Origin of the sequence: Arenimonas terrae (assembly GCF_006265115.1) — a bacterium.
Classification (GTDB): Bacteria; Pseudomonadota; Gammaproteobacteria; order Xanthomonadales; family Xanthomonadaceae; genus Arenimonas; species Arenimonas terrae.
The window spans coordinates 229,269-248,375 of record NZ_SMDR01000001.1 but is presented as its reverse complement, the minus strand read 5'-3'; the positions used below and the strand labels follow the sequence as shown (position 1 = coordinate 248,375).

At 68.5% G+C, this 19,107-nt stretch carries 20 protein-coding genes and 1 tRNA gene; 12 read left to right on the top strand and 9 right to left on the bottom strand.

Annotation, left to right across the window (positions count from 1 at the left end):
- Nucleotides 1–111 precede the first annotated feature (111 nt).
- The gene (locus E1B00_RS01215) at nucleotides 112–3,801 is read right to left on the bottom strand and encodes a S8 family serine peptidase (protein WP_139444844.1); all 3,690 of its coding nucleotides are present in this window, start codon (nucleotides 3,799–3,801) and stop codon (nucleotides 112–114) included.
- Between the two features lie 184 nt (nucleotides 3,802–3,985).
- Between E1B00_RS01215 and ccmA the strand changes: the two genes are divergently transcribed.
- From ccmA to metX, 10 genes are read left to right on the top strand one after another with little or no spacing between them, the layout of a single operon-like run.
- Nucleotides 3,986–4,642, top strand: coding sequence for a heme ABC exporter ATP-binding protein CcmA (gene ccmA, locus E1B00_RS01210; protein WP_139444843.1), 657 nt, complete (start codon nucleotides 3,986–3,988; stop codon nucleotides 4,640–4,642).
- Nucleotides 4,639–5,322 carry a heme exporter protein CcmB gene (ccmB, locus tag E1B00_RS01205; RefSeq protein ID WP_139444842.1) on the top strand — a complete coding sequence of 228 codons (684 nt, stop codon included), beginning with the start codon at nucleotides 4,639–4,641 and terminating at the stop codon, nucleotides 5,320–5,322. Before ccmA ends, ccmB begins: the two co-directional genes overlap by 4 nt.
- Nucleotides 5,323–5,335: 13 nt before the next feature.
- Entirely contained in the window at nucleotides 5,336–6,085 is a 750-nt protein-coding gene (locus tag E1B00_RS01200; protein WP_139444841.1) for a heme ABC transporter permease, read from the top strand.
- Complete coding sequence (ccmD, locus tag E1B00_RS15915; RefSeq protein WP_139444840.1) at nucleotides 6,082–6,237, top strand: heme exporter protein CcmD; 156 nt, start codon at nucleotides 6,082–6,084, stop codon at nucleotides 6,235–6,237. The genes E1B00_RS01200 and ccmD overlap by 4 nt, the downstream gene beginning before the upstream one ends.
- Complete coding sequence (gene ccmE / locus E1B00_RS01190) at nucleotides 6,234–6,725, top strand: cytochrome c maturation protein CcmE (protein ID WP_139444839.1); 492 nt, start codon at nucleotides 6,234–6,236, stop codon at nucleotides 6,723–6,725. The genes ccmD and ccmE overlap by 4 nt, the downstream gene beginning before the upstream one ends.
- Entirely contained in the window at nucleotides 6,726–8,645 is a 1,920-nt protein-coding gene (locus E1B00_RS01185) for a heme lyase CcmF/NrfE family subunit (RefSeq protein WP_139444838.1), read from the top strand. It abuts the gene before it with no gap.
- Complete coding sequence (locus E1B00_RS01180) at nucleotides 8,642–9,175, top strand: DsbE family thiol:disulfide interchange protein (protein ID WP_139444837.1); 534 nt, start codon at nucleotides 8,642–8,644, stop codon at nucleotides 9,173–9,175. Before E1B00_RS01185 ends, E1B00_RS01180 begins: the two co-directional genes overlap by 4 nt.
- 20 nt (nucleotides 9,176–9,195) lie before the next feature.
- Nucleotides 9,196–9,597, top strand: coding sequence for a cytochrome c-type biogenesis protein (locus E1B00_RS01175; RefSeq protein WP_139447624.1), 402 nt, complete (start codon nucleotides 9,196–9,198; stop codon nucleotides 9,595–9,597).
- Nucleotides 9,597–10,598, top strand: coding sequence for a tetratricopeptide repeat protein (locus E1B00_RS01170; protein WP_139444836.1), 1,002 nt, complete (start codon nucleotides 9,597–9,599; stop codon nucleotides 10,596–10,598). The genes E1B00_RS01175 and E1B00_RS01170 overlap by 1 nt, the downstream gene beginning before the upstream one ends.
- Nucleotides 10,595–11,710, top strand: coding sequence for a homoserine O-acetyltransferase MetX (metX, locus tag E1B00_RS01165; RefSeq protein WP_139444835.1), 1,116 nt, complete (start codon nucleotides 10,595–10,597; stop codon nucleotides 11,708–11,710). Before E1B00_RS01170 ends, metX begins: the two co-directional genes overlap by 4 nt.
- A gap of 59 nt (nucleotides 11,711–11,769) precedes the next feature.
- Here the strand turns inward: metX and E1B00_RS01160 are convergent, their stop codons facing one another.
- From E1B00_RS01160 to E1B00_RS01135, 6 genes are all read right to left on the bottom strand, one after another.
- On the bottom strand, nucleotides 11,770–12,186 hold the full coding sequence (locus E1B00_RS01160; protein ID WP_139444834.1) for a hypothetical protein: 417 nt from the start codon (nucleotides 12,184–12,186) through the stop codon (nucleotides 11,770–11,772).
- A 477-nt stretch (nucleotides 12,187–12,663) separates the two neighbouring features.
- A complete protein-coding gene (locus tag E1B00_RS01155; protein ID WP_139444833.1) occupies nucleotides 12,664–13,458 on the bottom strand; it encodes a type I restriction enzyme HsdR N-terminal domain-containing protein in 795 nt (264 codons plus the stop codon).
- A gap of 174 nt (nucleotides 13,459–13,632) precedes the next feature.
- A tRNA-Leu gene (locus E1B00_RS01150) sits at nucleotides 13,633–13,718 on the bottom strand.
- A gap of 32 nt (nucleotides 13,719–13,750) precedes the next feature.
- Nucleotides 13,751–14,329 carry a cysteine dioxygenase family protein gene (locus tag E1B00_RS01145; protein ID WP_139444832.1) on the bottom strand — a complete coding sequence of 193 codons (579 nt, stop codon included), beginning with the start codon at nucleotides 14,327–14,329 and terminating at the stop codon, nucleotides 13,751–13,753.
- A 68-nt stretch (nucleotides 14,330–14,397) separates the two neighbouring features.
- Nucleotides 14,398–14,841, bottom strand: a complete 444-nt coding sequence (locus tag E1B00_RS01140) for a hypothetical protein (protein WP_139444831.1) — start codon at nucleotides 14,839–14,841, stop codon at nucleotides 14,398–14,400.
- 4 nt (nucleotides 14,842–14,845) lie between these two features.
- Complete coding sequence (locus tag E1B00_RS01135; RefSeq protein WP_139444830.1) at nucleotides 14,846–15,562, bottom strand: hypothetical protein; 717 nt, start codon at nucleotides 15,560–15,562, stop codon at nucleotides 14,846–14,848.
- 107 nt (nucleotides 15,563–15,669) lie between these two features.
- Between E1B00_RS01135 and E1B00_RS01130 the strand changes: the two genes are divergently transcribed.
- Nucleotides 15,670–16,983, top strand: a complete 1,314-nt coding sequence (locus E1B00_RS01130) for a hypothetical protein (protein WP_139444829.1) — start codon at nucleotides 15,670–15,672, stop codon at nucleotides 16,981–16,983.
- Between the two features lie 18 nt (nucleotides 16,984–17,001).
- Here the strand turns inward: E1B00_RS01130 and E1B00_RS01125 are convergent, their stop codons facing one another.
- Entirely contained in the window at nucleotides 17,002–17,715 is a 714-nt protein-coding gene (locus E1B00_RS01125; RefSeq protein WP_139444828.1) for a hypothetical protein, read from the bottom strand.
- Between the two features lie 297 nt (nucleotides 17,716–18,012).
- Complete coding sequence (locus E1B00_RS01120) at nucleotides 18,013–18,672, bottom strand: response regulator (protein WP_139444827.1); 660 nt, start codon at nucleotides 18,670–18,672, stop codon at nucleotides 18,013–18,015.
- 160 nt (nucleotides 18,673–18,832) lie between these two features.
- Between E1B00_RS01120 and E1B00_RS01115 the strand changes: the two genes are divergently transcribed.
- Entirely contained in the window at nucleotides 18,833–19,030 is a 198-nt protein-coding gene (locus tag E1B00_RS01115) for a hypothetical protein (protein WP_139444826.1), read from the top strand.
- Nucleotides 19,031–19,107: the final 77 nt, after the last annotated feature.

The following is a 19,107-nucleotide window of genomic DNA, read 5'->3' as shown; positions in this document are numbered from 1 at the left end:
CCGCCGGGCGGTGGCCGCACCCGCCCCCGGTTATTCGCTGATAACCAGAGGCGGGCCATGGCAAAAAAAACGGGGCCCCGAAGGGCCCCGTGATGCCGGCAGACGCCGGGCTTACTGGCAGTTCTTTCGCTGCGACAGCAGGGCCACGGCGCGGTTCTGCGTCCAGGTGCCGGACAGCGCACCGGTGAAGTTGGCGTTCACCGACATGTCGGTGACGTTGTTCGTCGCCAGGGTGCGGGTGCCGGTGCCGGCCGCCGTGCCGGTCAGGCCGACCGGCGCCGACAGCGGCGAGAAGCCCGAGAACCACTGCAGGTTGAAGGTCGGCGTCGCCGCGGCGAAGTTCTTCTGGCCGTACAGCCAGCGCGGGAAGCCGACACCGTCGTACACGTAGGGAATGAAGACTTCCTGCGGGTTGGCGCCGCCGGTGGCCAGGTAGGTGTAGCCGAAGCCCGACAGGCTGGGCGAATACCAGTGGCCGCTGACGTCGAGCGTCTGGGCATTGTGCTGCGGGCAGTTGCCGCCGCCCACGCGCGTCATGCGCTCGAAGCCGCTGCGGCCGTCGAGGTTGAAGTTCATGGTCATGGTCTGCGCGCCGGTTTCCGTGATGATCACGTCGCCGACGTCCACCGCGTGGGTGGCGCTGCCGTTCCAGACCACGCGGAAGAGCTCCGCCTTCCAGGTGCCGTTGGCGCCGGGCGCGGCGCCCTGCGAGTAGTACCAGGTCGGGGTGTTGTCCTCGAGGTAGGTGTACCAGACCGTCACCCACTGGTCGGGCGCGCTGCCGGCCGGGCCGGCGAAGTCCACGAAGATGCCGTGGCCATCGCGGGCCGCGTTGACGTACTGGCCCGACAGGAAGCCCGGGCGGGCGCCCTGCGCGGTGATCGTCGCGGTGACGGTGGCGCGCGCATCGGTGCCGGTCGCATTGCCCGCCACCACGTAGTAGCGGCCCGGCAGCAGCGTGCCGGCCGCGGTGGTCAGCGTCACCGTTTCGTTGCCGCTGGCGGTGGCGGCGCGGAACGCGGCATTGCCGTTCCAGGCCGGCGCGGCCGCGATGGTCGGGCCGGTCGGGTTGGGCACGTGGGCGACGTAGAGGTCGACATTGCCCTGGCTGCCGGTGGTGGTGAAGGTCGCCGACGTCGCGTGCGGCGGCACGTCGAAGTACAGGCGATCGTGCGAGCTGTTGGGCGTGAGCTGCACGAAGCGGCCGACGCCGTTGGACAGCGCGAACGGTTCGTAGGTCGTGCCGGTGCGGCGCAGGCGGATCGGCACCTCGACGGCGCTGGTGCCGGGCTGGCCCTGCATCATCACGTAGCCGACGCGCTCGGTGCCGTTGGTCATGCCCGGGTTGTCGTAGGACACCCGGACCTTGAACGGCGAGGCGGCGGGCGTCGTGCCCGGACCGGTGGCGACCAGGGTGGTGGCGCTGCCGCCACTCGCGGCGCGCATCGGGATCACGTAGGTGTCCACGCCGACGTTGGTGCCCGGCCCTTCCCAGTTCTGCACCATCACCCACATCGGAATGTCGGCGTTTTCGGTGGTGACCTGGACGCTGCACTCCTCGGCGGAGGTCGACGAGCCGGAAATGCAGAGCAGTTCGCCCGAATCCGGCACGCCGTTGTTGTCGTAGTCGCGGCCGACGTAGAGATCGACATCGCCGGCGGCGGCGCGGGTCACGGCATGGATGCGGTAATTGATCGGGCCTTCCGCACCCACTGTGGCCGGCACCGACAGGAAGCGGCGGTAGTGCACGCTGACGTCGTCGAACACGTCGGTCGGCGTGTCGTCCTGGGTGATGGTGTGCGTGCTCGACAGCGGCGAGTACAGGCCGGTGGAGACAAAACGGGCGTTCGGCAGCGGCACCATGCCCTCGACGTCCAGGTCGAACACGCCGCGTTCGGTGGTGACGTTGCGCTGCGCCGGATTGAAGCGCGCCGCGAAGGCCGGGGTCGAGAACGGCGAGGCATAGACCGCCACCGGCAGCTTCAGGTTCGGGCGACCGTCACCGGAGTTGTTGGTCAGGGTCACGGTGCCGTAGATCCACTTGCCGGCCAACGCCGGGTTGTCGACGTTGACGGTGAAGGTGACCGCCTGACCGGCGGCGCTGCTGTTGAAGCTGGTGACATTCGGAGTGATCGTCGCGCCCGCGGTCACCGACGAGGAGATGCTGTAGTTGCCCGCCGACGTGCCGGGCATCTGCTTGAAGGTGCGCGTGACGGTGCAGGTGCGGAAGCAGAACCCGTGCCCGAGGGTGGGCAGGTTCAGCGCCTGGGCGTTGCCGGTGGCCGGGTTCGCGGTGGCGGCGCGGAACTGCGTGCCGGTGACGTCCAGATACAGGCCCGCCTTGACCGCCAGCGACAGGTCCAGCATGCCAGCGCCCTGTTCGTGCGGCGTGGCGGTACGGCTTCCGTTCGTGACCGAGTTGCGCGCCGTCAGGGTCAGCGCGGAAATCAGCTGGTCCACCGTCGCGGTCGGGCGCGCGGACTTGAGCAGGGCGGCCGCGCCGGCGACATGCGGGGTCGCCATCGAGGTGCCGCTCAGTTCTTCGGTGCTGGTGTTGCCGCTGGTGCCGGCGGCGATGATGCCGACGCCCGGCGCAGTGACATCGGGCTTGACCACGCCCAGCGGGATCACCGGGCCGCGACCGCTGAAGCTGGCCAGGCGATCGGGCGGCGGGACGCCGTCGTGGGTGGCGGCGGCGACGCCCATCACCCAGGGCGCATTGGAGGGGTTGCCGTGCGAGCCGGGGGCCGGGCCGTCGTTGCCGGCCGCGGCGGCGACCACGATGCCGGCCTCGCGCGCGGCCAGGAAGGCCTCGCTGTCGTCGTTGATGGTGCCGCCGACGCTGGCCCAGGGATCGAAGGGGCCCGAGCCGATCGAATAGTTGATGACGTCCACGCCATCCTGGATGGCCTGGTCGATCGAGGCCAGCAGGGCCGTGCCCTGGCAGCTCAGGCCGGGGCAGGCCTTGTAGGCGATGACGTTGGCGTTCGGCGCCACGCCGCTGTACACGCTGAAGGCGTTGCCGGCGGCGGTGCTGGCGGTATGCGTGCCGTGGCCATCGTCGTCGATGGGGTCGCGCAGGCCGCTGGTCAGGCCGTCGGTGAAGTCCCAGAGGCCGATCAGTTTGTTGTTGCAGGCGCTGGGGGTGGTGGTGCAATAGCCGCGGAAGCTGCCCAGCGGGTTGCTCAGGCCGTTGGCCGCGAAGGCGACGTGGGTGCGGTTGATGCCGGTGTCGATGACACCGACGATCTGGCCCTCGCCGCGGCGCGCGGTGCCGCCGTTGGCAACGCCGTTCCAGATCTGGTCGGCCTTTATCCACTTGGGACCGAAGTCGGTCTGGATGAATCGGACGAATTCGGGCTGGACGCGCTTGACGCCGGGCATCGTCGCCATCGCCTCGGCCTCGGCGGCGGTCAGCTGCAGGGCCATGCCGTTGAGCGCATGTTCGTATACGTAGGTCGCGCGCACCGGCCGGCCGAGGCGGGACGAGGCTTCACGCAGGCGCTGCTGACGCAGGTCGCCCAGGTACTCGGTGTAGGCGACGGCGGCCGCGCTGCGGGCGTCGTACTTGCGCGCGCCGGTCACCGCGCGGCTGCTGGCGGCCAGCCGGGGACGGGTGCTGTCCTTGCTGCTGAAACCGCGGAAGCTGGCGGCGGCGGGTTCGTCGAATACGACGATGTAGGTCTTGAGCGCGTCGCGGCTGGCGACGGCATCGGCCGGATTCGGAGAGGCGGCCTCGAGGGCGGGAGCCGACAGGCCGAGGCCGAGGGCGATGGCAAGCATCAGGGGAGTCGCGCGCATGCTCTTGCTGTCCTGCGAGATGAATGAACTCCCCGATTCTCACGCACGAGGGCGCGAAGCACAACGAAGGGGCGCTCGAATGTCCGGTTGCGGTTTGTGAAGCCGCACGGAAACTTGATTCTGGTCAGGCAACGCTAACGCCGGCAGGGCGGGAAGCGGCGGCCTGAGGTAGCATTCCGCCGCCATGACGCCCACGCCCAACGCCCCCGCGCCGCCGCTGCTGCAGGCCCGCGGCCTGTGTTTCGCCCGCAATGAAGAGCCGGTGTTCGGGCCGCTGGATTTCGAACTCGGTCCCGGCGAAGCGCTGCTGGTGCTGGGCGGCAACGGCGCCGGCAAGACCACCCTGCTGCGCGTGCTTGCCGGCCTGCTGGGCGCCAGCGCCGGCGAGGTGTTCCTGTCCGGCCGGCCGGTCGACCGCGGCCACCTGGCCCGCGGCAGCGCCTACCTGGGCCATCTGCCCGGCCACAAGGCCGAGCTGGGCGCGCTGGAGAACCTCGCCTTCCACCGGGCCCTGCGCGGCGACGCCACCGGGGCCGACCTCGAGCGCGCCCTGACCGATGTCGGCCTCTCCGGCCACGAAGACAGCCCGGCCCGACGCCTCTCCGCCGGCCAGAACAAGCGCCTGGCCCTGGCCCGCCTGCGCCTGCAGTCGGCGCCGCTGTGGCTGCTCGATGAGCCCTACGCCAACCTGGACCTGGACGGCATCGCCCTGGTCAACCACCTGATCCAGGAACACGTGCGCGCCGGCGGCGCCGTGCTGCTGACCACCCACGGCGCCTATGCGGCCCCGCCAGTGCCGGTGCGCACCCTGACCCTGGCGCCGGCCCGGAGCCCCGCATGAGCGGCCCGTCCCTGCTGGCCGCCGCCCGCGCCCAGGCCGCCCGCGACCTGCGCCTGGTCTGGCGTCGGCGCGGTGATGCCGCCCAGCCCCTGCTGTTCGCCCTGATGGTCGTCGCCCTGTTTCCGCTGGCCCTGGGCTCGGACCCGGCCCAGCTCGCCCGGATCGCCCCGGGCGTGCTCTGGGTGGCGGTGCTGCTGGCGGGCCTGCTGACCCTGGATTCGCTCTACCGCAGCGACGTCGAGGACGGCAGCCTGGAACAGATGCTGCTCGCGCCCGTGCCCCTGGCCTGGCTGCTGGCCGTCCGGGTAGCCGTGCACTGGGCCACCACCGCCCTGCCCCTGGTGCTGGTCACGCCGCTGCTGGCGCAGCTTCTTTACCTGCCCGGGGAACTCCTGCCGGTGCTGATGGTCTCGCTCGCGCTGGGCACGCCGCTGCTGAGCCTGATGGGCGCGGTGGTGGCGGCGCTGACGGTCGGGATACGCCGCTCTGGTATGCTTTTGGCCCTGCTGGCGCTGCCCCTGTTCCTGCCAGTGCTGGTATTCGGCGCCGGCAGCGTGATGGCCGCCGCGCAGGGCCTGCCCTGGTCCGGCGCGCTGCTGCTGCTCGGGGCCGGACTGGCCCTGGCCCTGGTACTCGCCCCGCTCGCCGCCGCCGCGGCGATCCGCATCGCCCTGACCTGAAAGCCATCGCCTCGTGAATCCCGTCCTGCTCTGGTTCCACCAACTCGGCTCGCCCCCCACCTTCGACCGCTTCGCCGCGCGCTGGGCGCCGGTGGGTTTCGGCCTGGGGCTGCTGACGATGGCGATCGGCCTGTACGGCGCGCTGTTCGTGGTGCCGGCCGACTACCAGCAGGGCGACAGCTTCCGCATCCTGTACATCCACGTGCCGGCGGCCTGGATGAGCCTGTTCGTCTACGCGCTGATGGCCTTCTACGCGGCCATCGCCCTGGTCTGGCGGATCAAGCTGTGCGAGATCCTGGCCATGGCCTGCGCGCCGGTCGGCGCCCTGTTCACGGCGGTCACGCTGGCCACCGGATCGATCTGGGGCAAACCGATGTGGGGCACCTGGTGGGACTGGGACCCGCGCCTGACCTCGGAACTGGTGCTGCTGTTCCTGTACCTGGGCGTGATCGGCCTCAACGCCGCCATCGAGGACCGCCGCAACGCCGCGCGCGCCGCCGGCTTCCTGGCCATCGTCGGCGTGGTGCTGCTGCCGGTGATCCGCTATTCGGTGGAGTGGTGGAACTCGCTGCACCAGGGCGCCACCATCCGGCTGTTCGGCGAATCGACCATGGATTCGTCCATGACCTGGCCGCTGTGGGTAATGGTGCTGGCGACCAAGTTCTGGTTCGCCGGCTCGCTGCTGCAGCGCGCCCGCGCCGACAACCTCGAGCGCGAGGCCGGCAAGGACTGGGCGCGCGCCGCCGCGGAGGCGCCGCGATGAGCTACCTCGACTACGTGATCGGCGCCTACGCCGTGTTCGCCGCCTTCCTGGCCTGGGATTTCGTGGTGCCGCGCATCCGCCTGGCCCGCACCCGCCGCGCCATCCGGCTGCGCGCCCGGCGCGACGCCACCCGCTCCGGAACCCCCGCATGAACCCGACCCGCAAGCGCCGCCTGCTGCTGATCCTCGCCCTGCTCGCCGCCTCCGGCGTGGCCGCGGCCCTGGTCGCGCTGGCCCTGCGCGAGAACATCACCTACCTGTACACGCCCAGCCAGGTGTTCGCCGGCGAAGCGGCCGACCAGGCCGTGTTCCGCCTCGGCGGCATGGTCGCCAAGGATTCGCTCAAGCGCGAGGACGGCACGCTGAAGGTGCAGTTCGGCGTCACCGACGGCGACGCGGTGATGACCGCGTACTACGAGGGCATCCTTCCCGACCTGTTCCGCGAGAACCAGGCCGTGATCGCCACCGGCCGCCGCGAGGGCGACGTCTTCATCGCCACCCAGGTGCTGGCCAAGCACGACGAGCAGTACATGCCGCGCGAAGTGGCCGAGGCCATGGGCAAGGCGCACGACAAGCACAAGGTCGACGACAAGGCCGCGGATGGCGCACCCGCCGACGGCGCCAAGCCGGGAGCCTACTGAGTGCTGCCCGAACTCGGCCTGCTGAGCCTGGCGCTGGCGCTGCTGCTGGCGCTGGCCCTGTCCGTGCTGCCGCTGTTGGGCGCACACCGCGGCCACACGGCCTGGATGGCGACCGCGCGGCCGCTGGCCTATGCCCAGCTGCTGATGGTCGCAGTTTCGTACGGCCTGCTGACCTGGGCCTTCCTGCAGCACGACTTCTCGGTCGCCTACGTCGCGCAGAACTCCAACTCGCTGCTGCCGCGGGCCTACCAGTTCACCGCGGTCTGGAGCGCGCACGAAGGTTCGCTGCTGCTGTGGGTGCTGTTCCTGTGCGTCTGGACCGCGCTGGTGGCGCGCTTCTCGCGCAAGCTGCCGGCACCGGTCATCGCCCGCGTGCTCGCGGTGATGGGCATGATCGCGCTGGGTTTCCTGGCCTTCACGCTGTTCACGTCCAACCCGTTCGAGCGCCTGCTGCCCGGCGCCGACGAAGGCCGCGACATGAACCCGCTGCTGCAGGACGTGGGCATGATCTTCCACCCGCCCCTGCTCTACCTGGGCTACGTCGGTTTCGCGGTGGCGTTCGCGTTCGCGGTGGCGGCGCTGATCGACGGCAAGGTGGACGCGCAGTGGGTGCGCTGGTCGCGTCCGTGGACGAATGTGGCCTGGGCCTTCCTGACCCTGGGTATCGCGCTCGGCAGCTTCTGGGCCTATTACGAACTGGGCTGGGGCGGCTGGTGGTTCTGGGATCCGGTCGAAAACGCCAGCTTCATGCCCTGGCTGGTCGGCACGGCCCTGCTGCATTCCCAGGCGGTCACCGAAAAGCGCGGCAGCTTCCGCGGCTGGACCCTGCTGCTGGCGATCGCGGCGTTTTCGCTGTCCCTGCTCGGCACCTTCCTGGTGCGCTCCGGGGTGCTGACCTCGGTGCACGCCTTCGCGTCGGATCCCGAACGCGGCATGTTCATCCTCGCCTTCCTGGTGATCGTGATCGGCGGCTCGCTGCTGCTGTACGCCTTGCGGGCGCCGAAGATGGAAACCGGCCAGCCCTTCGCCGCGTCCTCGCGCGAGACCTTCCTGCTGGCCAACAACCTGCTGCTGACCGCCGCCGCCGCGATGATCCTGCTGGGCACGCTGTATCCGCTGCTGGCCGAAGCCCTGGACCTGGGCAAGATCTCGGTCGGCCCGCCCTACTTCGGCCTGCTGTTCGTGCTGCTGATGGCGCCGCTGGTGGCCCTGGTTCCGTTCGGGCCGCTGACCCGCTGGCAACGCGAGGACATCGGCCGGCCGCTGCGCTGGCTGGCCCCCTGGGCGGGGCTGGCGGTGATCGCCGGCGTGCTGGTCTTCTTCGCCTGGCCCAACGGCACCGCCAAGACCGCCTTCGGCATCGCCGGCGCGGTCTGGATGTTGGCAGGCACCGCTCGCTTCGTCTGGCTGCGGCTGAGGTCCAGCGGCAGCCGCTTCACCGCCGAGATGGTCGGCATGGTGCTGGCGCATGCCGGCATCGGCATCTTCGTGGCCGGCGTGTTCCTGACCGAAAGCACCAGCATCGAGAAGGACGTGGCGGCGAGACCCGGCCAGAGCTTCGAGCTGCGCGGCCATGACTTCCTGTTCCAGGGCGTGGAAAAACAGCCCGGCCCGAACTTCATGGCCGACCGCGGCACCGTCGTGGTCAGCCGCGACGGCCGCCAGGTCGCGGTGATGCATCCGGAAAAACGCGCCTACGCCAGTGGCGGCCAGGTGATGACCGAAGCCGCGCTCGACGGCGGTCTCTCGCGCGACCTCTACGTCGCGCTGGGCGAACCGCTGGACCAGAACGGCACCTGGGCGCTGCGCCTGTACGTCAAACCCTACATCCGCCTGATCTGGCTGGGCGCGCTGTTCATGGCCCTGGGCGGCTTCGTCGTGGTCTTCGACAAGCGCTTCCGGCGCACGGTGGCGGCATGATCAAGCGCCTGCTGCCGCTGATCGCCTTCTCGCTGCTGGCCCTGCTGCTGGGCGTGGGCGTGCTGATGAATTCGGGCAAGGACACCAGCGCCATTCCCTCGCCGCTGATCGGCAAGCCAGCGCCGGCGTTTTCGCTGCCGGTGCTGGGCGAACCCTCGCGGATGATCACCAATGCCGACCTGGGCGGCGCGCCCTACCTGCTCAACGTCTGGGGCAGCTGGTGCCCGGCCTGCCGCGACGAACACCCGGTCATCACCGAACTCGCGCAGAGCGGCCGCATCAAGGTGATCGGCTACGACTACAAGGACGAACCGGAAGACGCGTTGCGCTGGCTCGAGCAGTTCGGCAACCCGTACGCCCTGGTGATCGCCGACCGGGACGGCCGCGCGGCCTTCGACTGGGGCATCTACGGCGCGCCGGAGAGTTTCCTGGTGGATGCCCAGGGCATCGTGCGCTGGAAGTACATCGGCCCGATGACCGACGAGGTCGTGCGCGACCAGCTGCTGCCGGAACTGGAGAAGCTCAAGTGAAGCGCCTTCTGCTCGTGCTGATGCTGCTGCTGTCGGCCACCGTCGGCGCGATGGAGCCGATCCAGTTCGAGGACGCCGCCGAGGAAGCCCGCTTCCGCGAGCTCAGCGCCGAACTGCGCTGCGTGATGTGCCAGAACCAGTCCCTGGCCGACTCCAACGCCCAGATCGCTCACGACCTGCGCCTGCAGGTGCTGACCCTGATGCGCGAAGGCAAGAGCGACCGCGAGATCAAGGACTACCTGGTCGCGCGTTACAGCGACTTCGTGCTCTACAACCCGCCGGTGCGGCCGGCGACCTGGCTGCTGTGGTTCGGGCCGGCGCTGATGCTGGCGATCGGCGCCGCGGTGGTCGTGGTGGTCGTGCGCCGGCGCGCGGCCGCCGCCCCCGCGATCGCCCCGAACGAAAACGACCAGGAGTGGTGATGACCGGTTTCCTGCTCGGCGCCCTGCTGATCTGCGCGCTGGCCCTGGCCTTGGTGCTGCCCCCGCTGTGGCGCGACGCCCGCCGCACCGCCCTGGCGCTCGCGCTGGCACTGCCGCTGGGTGCGGCCGGCGTGTACGGGCTGCTCGGCACACCCGACGCACTCGATCCGAAAAACGTCGAAGCCCCGACCACGCTCGAGGACGCCATCGCCCAGCTCGAACGCCGGCTGGAAGACGAGCCCGGCAGCGTCGAGGGCTGGGTGCTGCTGGGCCGCAGCCGCATGGCGCAGCAGAACTGGCCGCAAGCCCGCGACGCCTTCGCCAGGGCCCAGGCCCTGCTGCCGGACGAACCGGACCTGATGGTGGAATACGCCGACGCGATGATGCGTGCCGCACCCGACGGCCGTTTCCCGCCCGAAGCGGTGGCGATGCTGGAGAAGGTCGTCGCCGGCCAGCCCAACCACCAGCGCGGCCTGTTCTACCTCGGCGCCCAGCGGCTGCAGGCGGAAAAACCCGCCGAAGCGGCCGACTACTGGGGCCGCCTGCTGCCCCTGCTCGACGCCCGCACTGCCGAGGCCCTGCGCCCGCAGCTGGCGATGGCGCGCGAACAGGCCGGCCTGCCGCCGCTGGAAGAGACGCCCGCCGCCGCGACCGGCCCGACCCTGCAGGTGACGGTGGCACTGGCGCCCGCGTTGGCGGCGCAGCTGGACGCCGCCGACACCCTGTTCGTATTCGCCCGCACGCCCGACGGCGCCGGCCTGCCGGTGGCGGTGAAGCGCCTGGCGGCGAAGGATTTCCCGATCACGATCGGGCTGTCGGACGCCGACGGCCTGATGCCGGCGCAGAAGCTGTCGATGCAGGCGCAGGTGCGGCTGATGGCGCGCATCTCGAAATCCGGCGACGCTGCGGCGGCCGCCGGCGACCTCGAAGCCGAAGCGCAGGTGATCGCCGTGCGCGACGGGGCCCAGGCCACCCTGATCATCGACCGGGTGCATCCATGACCGAAACCATCCCGCCCGGCACCCGCTTCGCCGCCCTGCCCTCGCCCTTCGCCTTCAAGCGCGGCGGCGAGCTGCACGGCGCCCGGATGGCCTACGAAACCTGGGGCGACCTCAACGCCGCCCGCGACAACGCCCTCCTGATCCTCACCGGCCTGTCGCCGAATGCGCACGCGGCCTCCAACGCCGGCAATCCCGACCCGGGCTGGTGGGAAGGCATGCTCGGCCCGGGCAAGGCGATCGACACGAACCGCTGGTTCGTGATCTGCGTGAACTCGCTGGGCAGCTGCAAGGGTTCGACCGGCGCCGCGTCGGTCAACCCGGCCACCGGCGAACCCTATCGCCTCGATTTCCCCGACCTGTCGATCGAGGACGGCGCCCGCGCCGCCCACGTCGTGGTGCGGTCGCTGGGCATCGAGCGTCTGGCCTGCGTGATCGGCAACTCGATGGGCGGCATGACCGCGCTGGCCTACCTGCTGCTGCATCCGGGATCGGCGCGCGCGCACATCAATGTCTCGGGCAGCGCCCAGGCGCTGCCGTTCTCGATCGCGATCCGCTCGCTGCAGCGCGAGGCGATCCGGCTGGATCCGAACTGGAACCACGGCCGCTACGACGACGCGCACTACCCCGAAAACGGCATGCGCATCGCCCGCAAGCTCGGCGTGGTGACCTATCGCTCGGCGATGGAGTGGGACGGCCGCTTCGGCCGCGTCAAACTCGACAGCGAGATGCGCGGCGACGAGGACCCGTTCGGCCAGGAATTCGAGGTCGAGCGCTATCTCGAGGGCCACGCGCAGCGCTTCGTGCGCAGCTTCGACCCGAACTGCTACCTCTATCTTGGCCGCTCGATGGACTGGTTCGACGTGGCCGAATACGGCGGCGGCGACGTGATGAAGGGCCTGGCGTCGATCAAGGTCGAACGCTCGCTGTCGATCGGCGTGCATACCGACATCCTGTTTCCGCTGCAGCAGCAGGAGCAGGTGGCCGACGGGCTGCGCGCGGGCGGCGCGGAGGCGGAGTTCGTGCCGCTGCCGTCACCGCAGGGGCATGATGCGTTTCTGGTGGATATCGAGCGGTTCGGGGCGGCGATTGGTGCGTTCTTACAACGGCTTTGATTTTTCGCGATCCTGTCGAGAAGATTCACGCACTCATACTTCCCTGACAGAGCACAAGATTAACGCGTCGACTCGAAAGGAGACCTCGGCAGAGCGACAACTGCCCCCTCTCCCATCAGTATCATTCCATCTTCTTCAGGGCTCTCAGGCCACGCGAAGTGCGCAAAGTTGCCGCGTTCGACAGAAAAATGGCCCAAATCATCCAGCTCGCGTGTACCTTCCAGGATGCTTTGAATCGATGGACCTGCCGCAGAAATATCGCCTCGTGTAATGAGGAAAGCCAGCGGGTAGAACTTCAGAAGTGAGAAGTGAACGTTCCCCGAAAGCCCAAACTTCATCATCATCGCGCCACGAATCGAGACCTGTCGAGAGTATGGGTAGACCCATGCGGAGAATTCGAGCTCGGCGGGCCATTTAGCAGCTGGGTCAAGAAAGAATCCCGCGAGTGCAGATCCGATCTCACCCGCAGCAGGCATATTTACACCTACTGCTAGGAGATGACCGACTACTGCGCGAGCGATTCGCTGCGGCATACATGGAAAATGAAGCACTCGCGGCAATGCCGTAACAGCGGTCAGGCACCTGTGCACATCATTGGCAAGAGAAATAAGCGCTGGATCGTACTCGCCCCCAAGACGTTCGTTATTGCAACGAGCGCAAATCGTCGTATGCGTTGGCCCACCCTGAAATAGTCGACCTCGATAAGCAGGCACTTGATTGCCCATTGCCTCGTGTAGTCGATACATCTCGAACTGTCCGATGCGAGGCACCCCTTTCGGCGGGACGTGATCTTGGGTCAGCCGACCAAAACGCCCGCAGATATTGCATGCTCCGTCCCTACTTCCGCGCGTGCGTATCCTTTCATAACCACGCGCCATGCCTCACCCCGCTCCCGTGGAAGACTGTATCGGGTTCGTTACGGTCGTTAGGTCAGCTGAAAATTCCTACGGCTCCTAAGCACCATCGCCAGACCCGCTCGATGCTTTGGCTCCCGTCACTTTTGGCGCCCGCAGCAGTGTATTTGCGGCCTTGGCGACTCTCTTCCGGGCCTCTTCCGCCTTCTCACCCTCTAGTACTTCCCGCTTGATTACTTCGTTCACCAAGACGTCTTTGATCTGGTCGGCATCGATCTTGACGTCAGGGGATACCCGCCTCAGCTCCCTGCGGATCACATCCAGAACGGTGTCCGTCTGAAGCATCGCGCCAACGAAGAATCTGGATAGCGCCTGCTTCTGCGTGTGGTACTCGCCCAGCAAGGACCGCTGCCAACCCTCTTTGCAGAACAGGTAGAGGCGCTCAATATCTCCGTCAGAACGATGGCTCAGCGAGCAGAAATCGATTTCCAGCACAAGCTCCTGATCAATCGGTTTAGCGAAGATGACGTGATAGACCCGCCAAATGGCTCCGTTCGTAAGGAGCACCCAGTCCACGCCCTGATTCGCGGCATAGTCAATGGCCTGCTTGACGTGACTTTCCTTCAGGTCCAGTCCGATGGACTTAACCTCGATCAGGGTCTGAAGTTGGCCATCCAGCTTTATTGCCAGATCGCAGTAGGTTCCGCGAATGGCGTACTCCGACGTCACATCTGAGTACTTGTCGTAGCCGAAGACGTCAGCGAGCATGTCTTTGATGATGGTCACGGTGTCGGCTTCGCCAACGTCCCGCGCCTTGGCTGCCGCGACGATAGGCTGATATCGCTTGATGCCCGCTACGACACGCTCGGCGATCTTCTTAGGAACTGCTGCCATTACCTACCCCCAGGACAGAAACAGTCGATTCGACGTTACATGACCCAACGCGGGTCATACAAACTTCCGGCCTCGGAAAAGGAAAAAGCCCGCCAAGGCGGGCTTTTTCGGGCATTGGGGAGTGGGGACTCCGTTTGGGGGGCGTGGGCCCTCCAATCGGCTTTTCCACTCCTTTGGTACCGGTGATAGGACTCGAACCTACACGACATCGCTGCCAAGGGATTTTGAGTCCCCCGCGTCTACCATTCCGCCACACCGGCACATTGGCGCCGCGATTATAGCCCAGTGCCGCTCAGGCGGCTTCGTCCAGGCCCAGCTGGCGGTCGGCCTTGGTGTACCAGCCGTCGCCTGCGGGATGGAAGTGCGCGCAGCAGGTCAGGGCCTGCTTGTAGATGTGCAGGGACACCGCGATGGCGGTGGCGCTGGGGTTGCGGATGGTGTGGTACTCGTGCGGCGGGATCAGGCTGCCGGCGGATCCGGCCCCGGCCAGGGTCGTGCCCACCGGCTCGAACTGGAAGCGCTCGCCGTCGCGGCCGCGCAGGTCGTACTGGGTGATCTCCAGTTGGCCTTCGACGATGCCCTCGACGCACCAGACGCCGGAGTGGTCGTGGATGGCCGTGCCCTGCCCCGGGCCCCAGGTCATGGCGACCACGCTGAAGCCGGTGAGCTCGCAGCGGTAGAGCTCGCGGCGCGCGTAGTGGTCGGCCACCGGCTCGTGCACGCAGTCAGGGAGCGTCATGGCCCGGGTGCGGATCAGCTCGGACAGGCCGTTGCGGATGCAGTCGGTGGTCTGGCGCTGGCAGTCGCCGGTCACCGCCGCGTTGATCATGGCGATGAGCTTGTCGCTGCCGGGGAAGTCGAGGGCCAACATGGCGGCACCTGGGGGTTTCGGGAGTGGGCGCAGTTTAGCACCGGGCCTTCACGCCGCCTTGCGCCCGGTCAAACGGCCCGGGGCCAGGGCCACCAGCCGCGGCCGGTCAGGGCGTAGCGGTCGGCGGCCTGTTCGAAGCGGTTGCGGTGGCTGATGCCGCCGCAGGCGAAATACAGCGGCAGGAACAGCGGCCCCAGCACCAGGGCCTGGTAGACGTGGGCGCGTTCGTGGTCGCCCAGCCGCACGCATTCGTCGCGGCCGCCGCGGGCGGCGCAGGCGTAGGTCACCGTCACCTCGTCCATCGACGCGCCGGTGTGCAGGATCACGTTGCCCAGGGTCAGGGCGCCGCCCGGGCCCCAGGGATACCGGTGGAAGACCAGGGCCGCGTCGGACAGGCGCGCCCTGGCGCCGAACGGCAGCCCCGCCAGGCCGGCCAGCAGGCCGGCCAGGCTCATCGGGCTGGCCCAGGCCATGCCCAGCGCGAAACCCAGGACCTGGCCGGCCCGGCGCATCGCCCTACTCGCCGCCCGCCCAGATCAGCCGCGACATCGCCTCGGCGCTTTCGGGGTCGAGCTGGGTCGAATTGTGGGTGAAGGCGTTGATCGCCCAGCAGGCGTCCTCGTCGGACGCGGCGACCGGATTCTGCAGCACGCCGGCGATGCGCTGGCCGAACGGGCCCGGGAACTTCTCGCCCAGGTGCTGCAGCGCGCGGTCGCGTTTCACCGTATCCACCGGGATGATCGGCGCATTGCCGACCTCGGCCTTGAGCGCGCGCAGGTAGAAGTCCCAGAGGTTGCGGTGGTGCACCGGCGGCAGGCGCTCGAGCGCCGACTGCATGTCGTTGCCAAGCTCGCGGTCGAAATCGTCGCGCGGACGGATCAGCTTGGCGCAGCTCTTCTGCGGCAGGCGCGGGATCATCGCCGCCATCGCCCGCGTCACCTTCACCAGCGACGGGCCGTCCAGCGACTGGGCGCCGCGGCCCAGCGCGAACTTCACCTCCGCGTACAGGCCCTTGCTGGAGAAGGTGCCGGCGAAACGCTCGCGCAGCGCCGGGTCGGCGTTGAAGCGGTCCACGAACTCCTGCTGCTGCGCATGCAGCGACGAACCGGGCGGGTACGGGTTGATCATCTCGCCGCTGATCTGGCGCAGCACCGGCGCACCGCCCCTGCCCATCTCCTTGTAGACCACGGCCGCGGCGATCAACAGCACCACGCCGATGAGCAGCTTCTTCATTGCCTGTTTCCCCTGGATTCCCCTGATTCCGGCCGGAATTCTAGCATCGGCCGCTTGTGGCCGACCCCGGCGATCTGCGACGCTGGCGCCCTTGCCAGGAGTGCGAAATGGACCAGCCCGACGCGGCCGAAAGCCCCAAGACCGAGTTGCCCGGACGCACCACCCCGACTTGGGAGATGGAGCTGCTGGTCTCCGGCGCGACGGTATTCGGCCTGATGCAGCTGCCGGCACAGGCCGACCGCCTGGTGTTCGGCTTCTACAACGCCAGCAACTTCGCGGTGGCCGCGCTGGCGCCCTCGCTGTGGATCTACATCAAGTTCTCGCTGCTGACCCTGATCGCGACCTTCGTCGTGCACCTGTGCCTGCGCGGATACTGGGTGGCGCTGGTCGGCCTGCATTCGGTCTATCCGCAGGGCTTCCGCTGGGACCGGATGAAGGCCCGGCTCGGCCCGCATTACCTGGAGACCAGCCGCGAACTGGCCGGCGACATCCGCACCCTGATCGAACGTGCCGACAACCGGGCCAGCGTGGTCTTCGGCCTGGGCTTCGGCATGGCGATGCTGATGCTGATGCCGATGGTGCTGGTGATGGGCATGATGGCCTTCATCTGGTGCTACGAAACCCTGGGCGGCGACGGCACGGATGCACTGAAGCTGTCGGCCGCCATGGCCGCGCTGCTGTTCATCGTGTTCGGCGTGATGGTGTACTGGGACCGGGCCAAGGGCGACCACTACCCCGCCGGGAGCCGCGCGGGGCGCTGGATCCGCGGCTTCTTCCGCTTCTACGCCCGGCTCGGCTTCGACCGCGCGAACAATCCGCTGATCACCCTGTACGGCAGCAACGAGGGCAACCGCCGCACCGCGGTCATCCTGGGCGTGGTGATGTTCTGCGTGATGAGCATCGTGATCTGGCAGGCGCTGGGCGACCGCCTGGGCTGGGACGTCGGCGACTTCGACGGCTTGCCCGACGACGTGCAGTCGGCCACCGACACGGTGCTGCCCCAGCACTACGCCAGCCAGCGCGGCGATACCCCGCGCCTGGCGCCGCTGCCGCACATCCCGGACCCGGTGGTGCGCGGCGGCTACGTGCGCCTGTTCGTCCCCTACATTCCGGCCCGCCACAACGAGGCGATGCGGCTGCGCTGCCCGCAGGCGCTGGAAGCGACCGGCGACGACGCGCAGCGCGAACGCCTGGAGTGCCTCGAGGCCATGCACGCGGTCACGCTCGACGGCCAGCCGCTGGACATCCATTTCGACGCCGCCGAAGACCCGGCCACCGGCCAGCGCGGCATGCTGGCGATGATCCCGGTGCATGCGCTCGAGCGCGGCCGCCACGAGCTGAGCCTCCAGCGCACCCCGCGCAGCGACCGCAAGGCCGACGATCCGCCGCCCAAGCCCTACGTCATTCCCTTCTGGCTCTGACTCCGGCGTCCGCCAGGATCATTCCGATTCCTGCCGATTGGCGAAATACGGCACTTCACGACCAGGGGCCATTTCGCCGATGTGTTCTCGCTCGCGGGCGTATCGGGGATCTTCGGGATGAAGCTCGAAAAAGCCGTGCACCGCATTCCCGTCCATGTCCCTGCTGAGCGAGATCTCCAGCACCCCATCGTCGCGAAGCATCGCCACCCCCAACTGCAACGGCGTTTCGGCCGATGGCTCGGGCAGTTCGTGCCAGCTGAGTGAGGACACTATGTCGTTCAGCCTGCGGCAGTTGCCTGTGTTTGACGTGCAGTTGAACTTCAGCTCAAGCCGCAGACCCTCCCGATCCAACGGCATCACCAGAATGTGCTCGGTGCGCACGATCCAGGGAGTCAGCGTGCGAGCGTGGCGGACGGCGTGCGGCCAACGACGGCCCTTGCCGTCCACGTAGGTGGACAGCTTGAACGGTGGCGGCGCGGACAGGCGGGACTGACCGGCCGCGATCTCCCGCGCCCGCGAGTCGGCGTCCCAGAAGCCGGCCCAGGCCAGCAGCGCGCGATCGTCGTACTCGGCCGGAGGCCTGCCGCGCGGCAAAAGTTTGATGATCAGGTCTTCCCAGTCACTGCCGCTCCAGTGTGTCCAGGGGTTGAAAAGATGTCCGGGGCCGTCCCTGTAAGCGATGGCTGCGAAAGGTGAAGTGCGACCAGGGTCCGCTCCCTCCGGGATCTCCACGCAGACACGCCAGGCTTCGGCCGCATCGCAGACACGAGAGCCGGATGCGGCTTCGGACGCCGATGCCTGACCGCAAGGCAAAACGGCACAGGCCAGGACCAGAGAAACTGCACGCCAGCATCCAGGCATCCGAATTCCCATGATCGGCGGATGATGCCCGCCTCGTCGCCATCGGACCACAACACCGGAATGCCCGCAACGCACCCCGAACGACGAAGGACTGCCTACCCCGGGCCGAAGACCGCGACGATGGAACGTACTCCGCCGCGCCCGAGGTCATTCCCTTCTGGCGCTGATCTAGGCCTCGCGTGCCGGGTCGGCCAGCGCCAGCGACCCGAGCAGCACGCCGGCCTGGGTGCGGTTGCGCACGCCGAGCTTCTCGAAGATCGCGCTCATGTGCGCCTTCACCGTGCGCTCCTGGATGCCGAGCTCGTCGGCGATCTGCTTGTTGAGCCGCCCTTCGGCCACGCGCGCCAGCACCTTGAACTGCTGCGGGCTGAGGCTGGCGAGCCGGGCCGCCGTCTCCCGGTCGCCCGGATCGGCGGCAGCACGCGCCACCGGCTCGCGCAGGGCCGGCGGCAGCCATTCCTCGCAGGCCAGCACAGCGCGCAGGCCGGCCTGCAGCTCCGACAGATCAGCGCGTTTGGTCAGGTAGCCGGCGGCGCCATAGGCCAGCGCGCGGCGGATCGTCACCGGATCCTCGTGCGCGGAGATCATCGCCACCGCCACGCCGGGGTGCTCGGCGCGCAGCGAAGCCAGGCCCATCAGGCCGTGGCTGCCGGGCATGTGCAGATCCAGCAGCACCAGGTCGGTGTCGGGCGCGGCGGCCAGCGCGGCGTGCACGCCCGGCATGTCCTCGGCCTCGGCGATCACCGCGTCGGGCAGCACGCCGCGCACGGCCTGGGTCAGGGCCAGGCGGTAGAGCGGATGGTCGTCGGCGATCAGCAGTCGATGCATGGCCTCATGGTATGTCGCCCTCCGCCACCGGGAAACCCGGAGGCCGCGCAATCGCTTCCGCCGTCGGTATCGGCTGCTGAACCACATCGGCGTGGCACGGACATTGCTGCACTCTTCCCGTCGGTAGCTTTCCGACATCCCCCCAACGGAGAACTCCAAGATGGCCAACAACCAGAACAACCAGACCACCCCGAACCCGCAGGACAAGGGCCAGCAGGGCCAGCCGGGCAAGAACGCCCCGGGCCAGCAGGACCGCAGCCAGCCGGGCCAGAAGGACGCCGACCGCGACGCCAAGGAAGGCGGCAAGGAAATGCCGGGCCAGGATAAGGATCGCGCCGGGCAGAACACCGGCCGCTGAAGCCTGACCGATGAACCGATGCCCCGGCTCGCGCCGGGGCATTTTTTTCAGAAAGCTCCAATCCTTTCCGGTCGGCC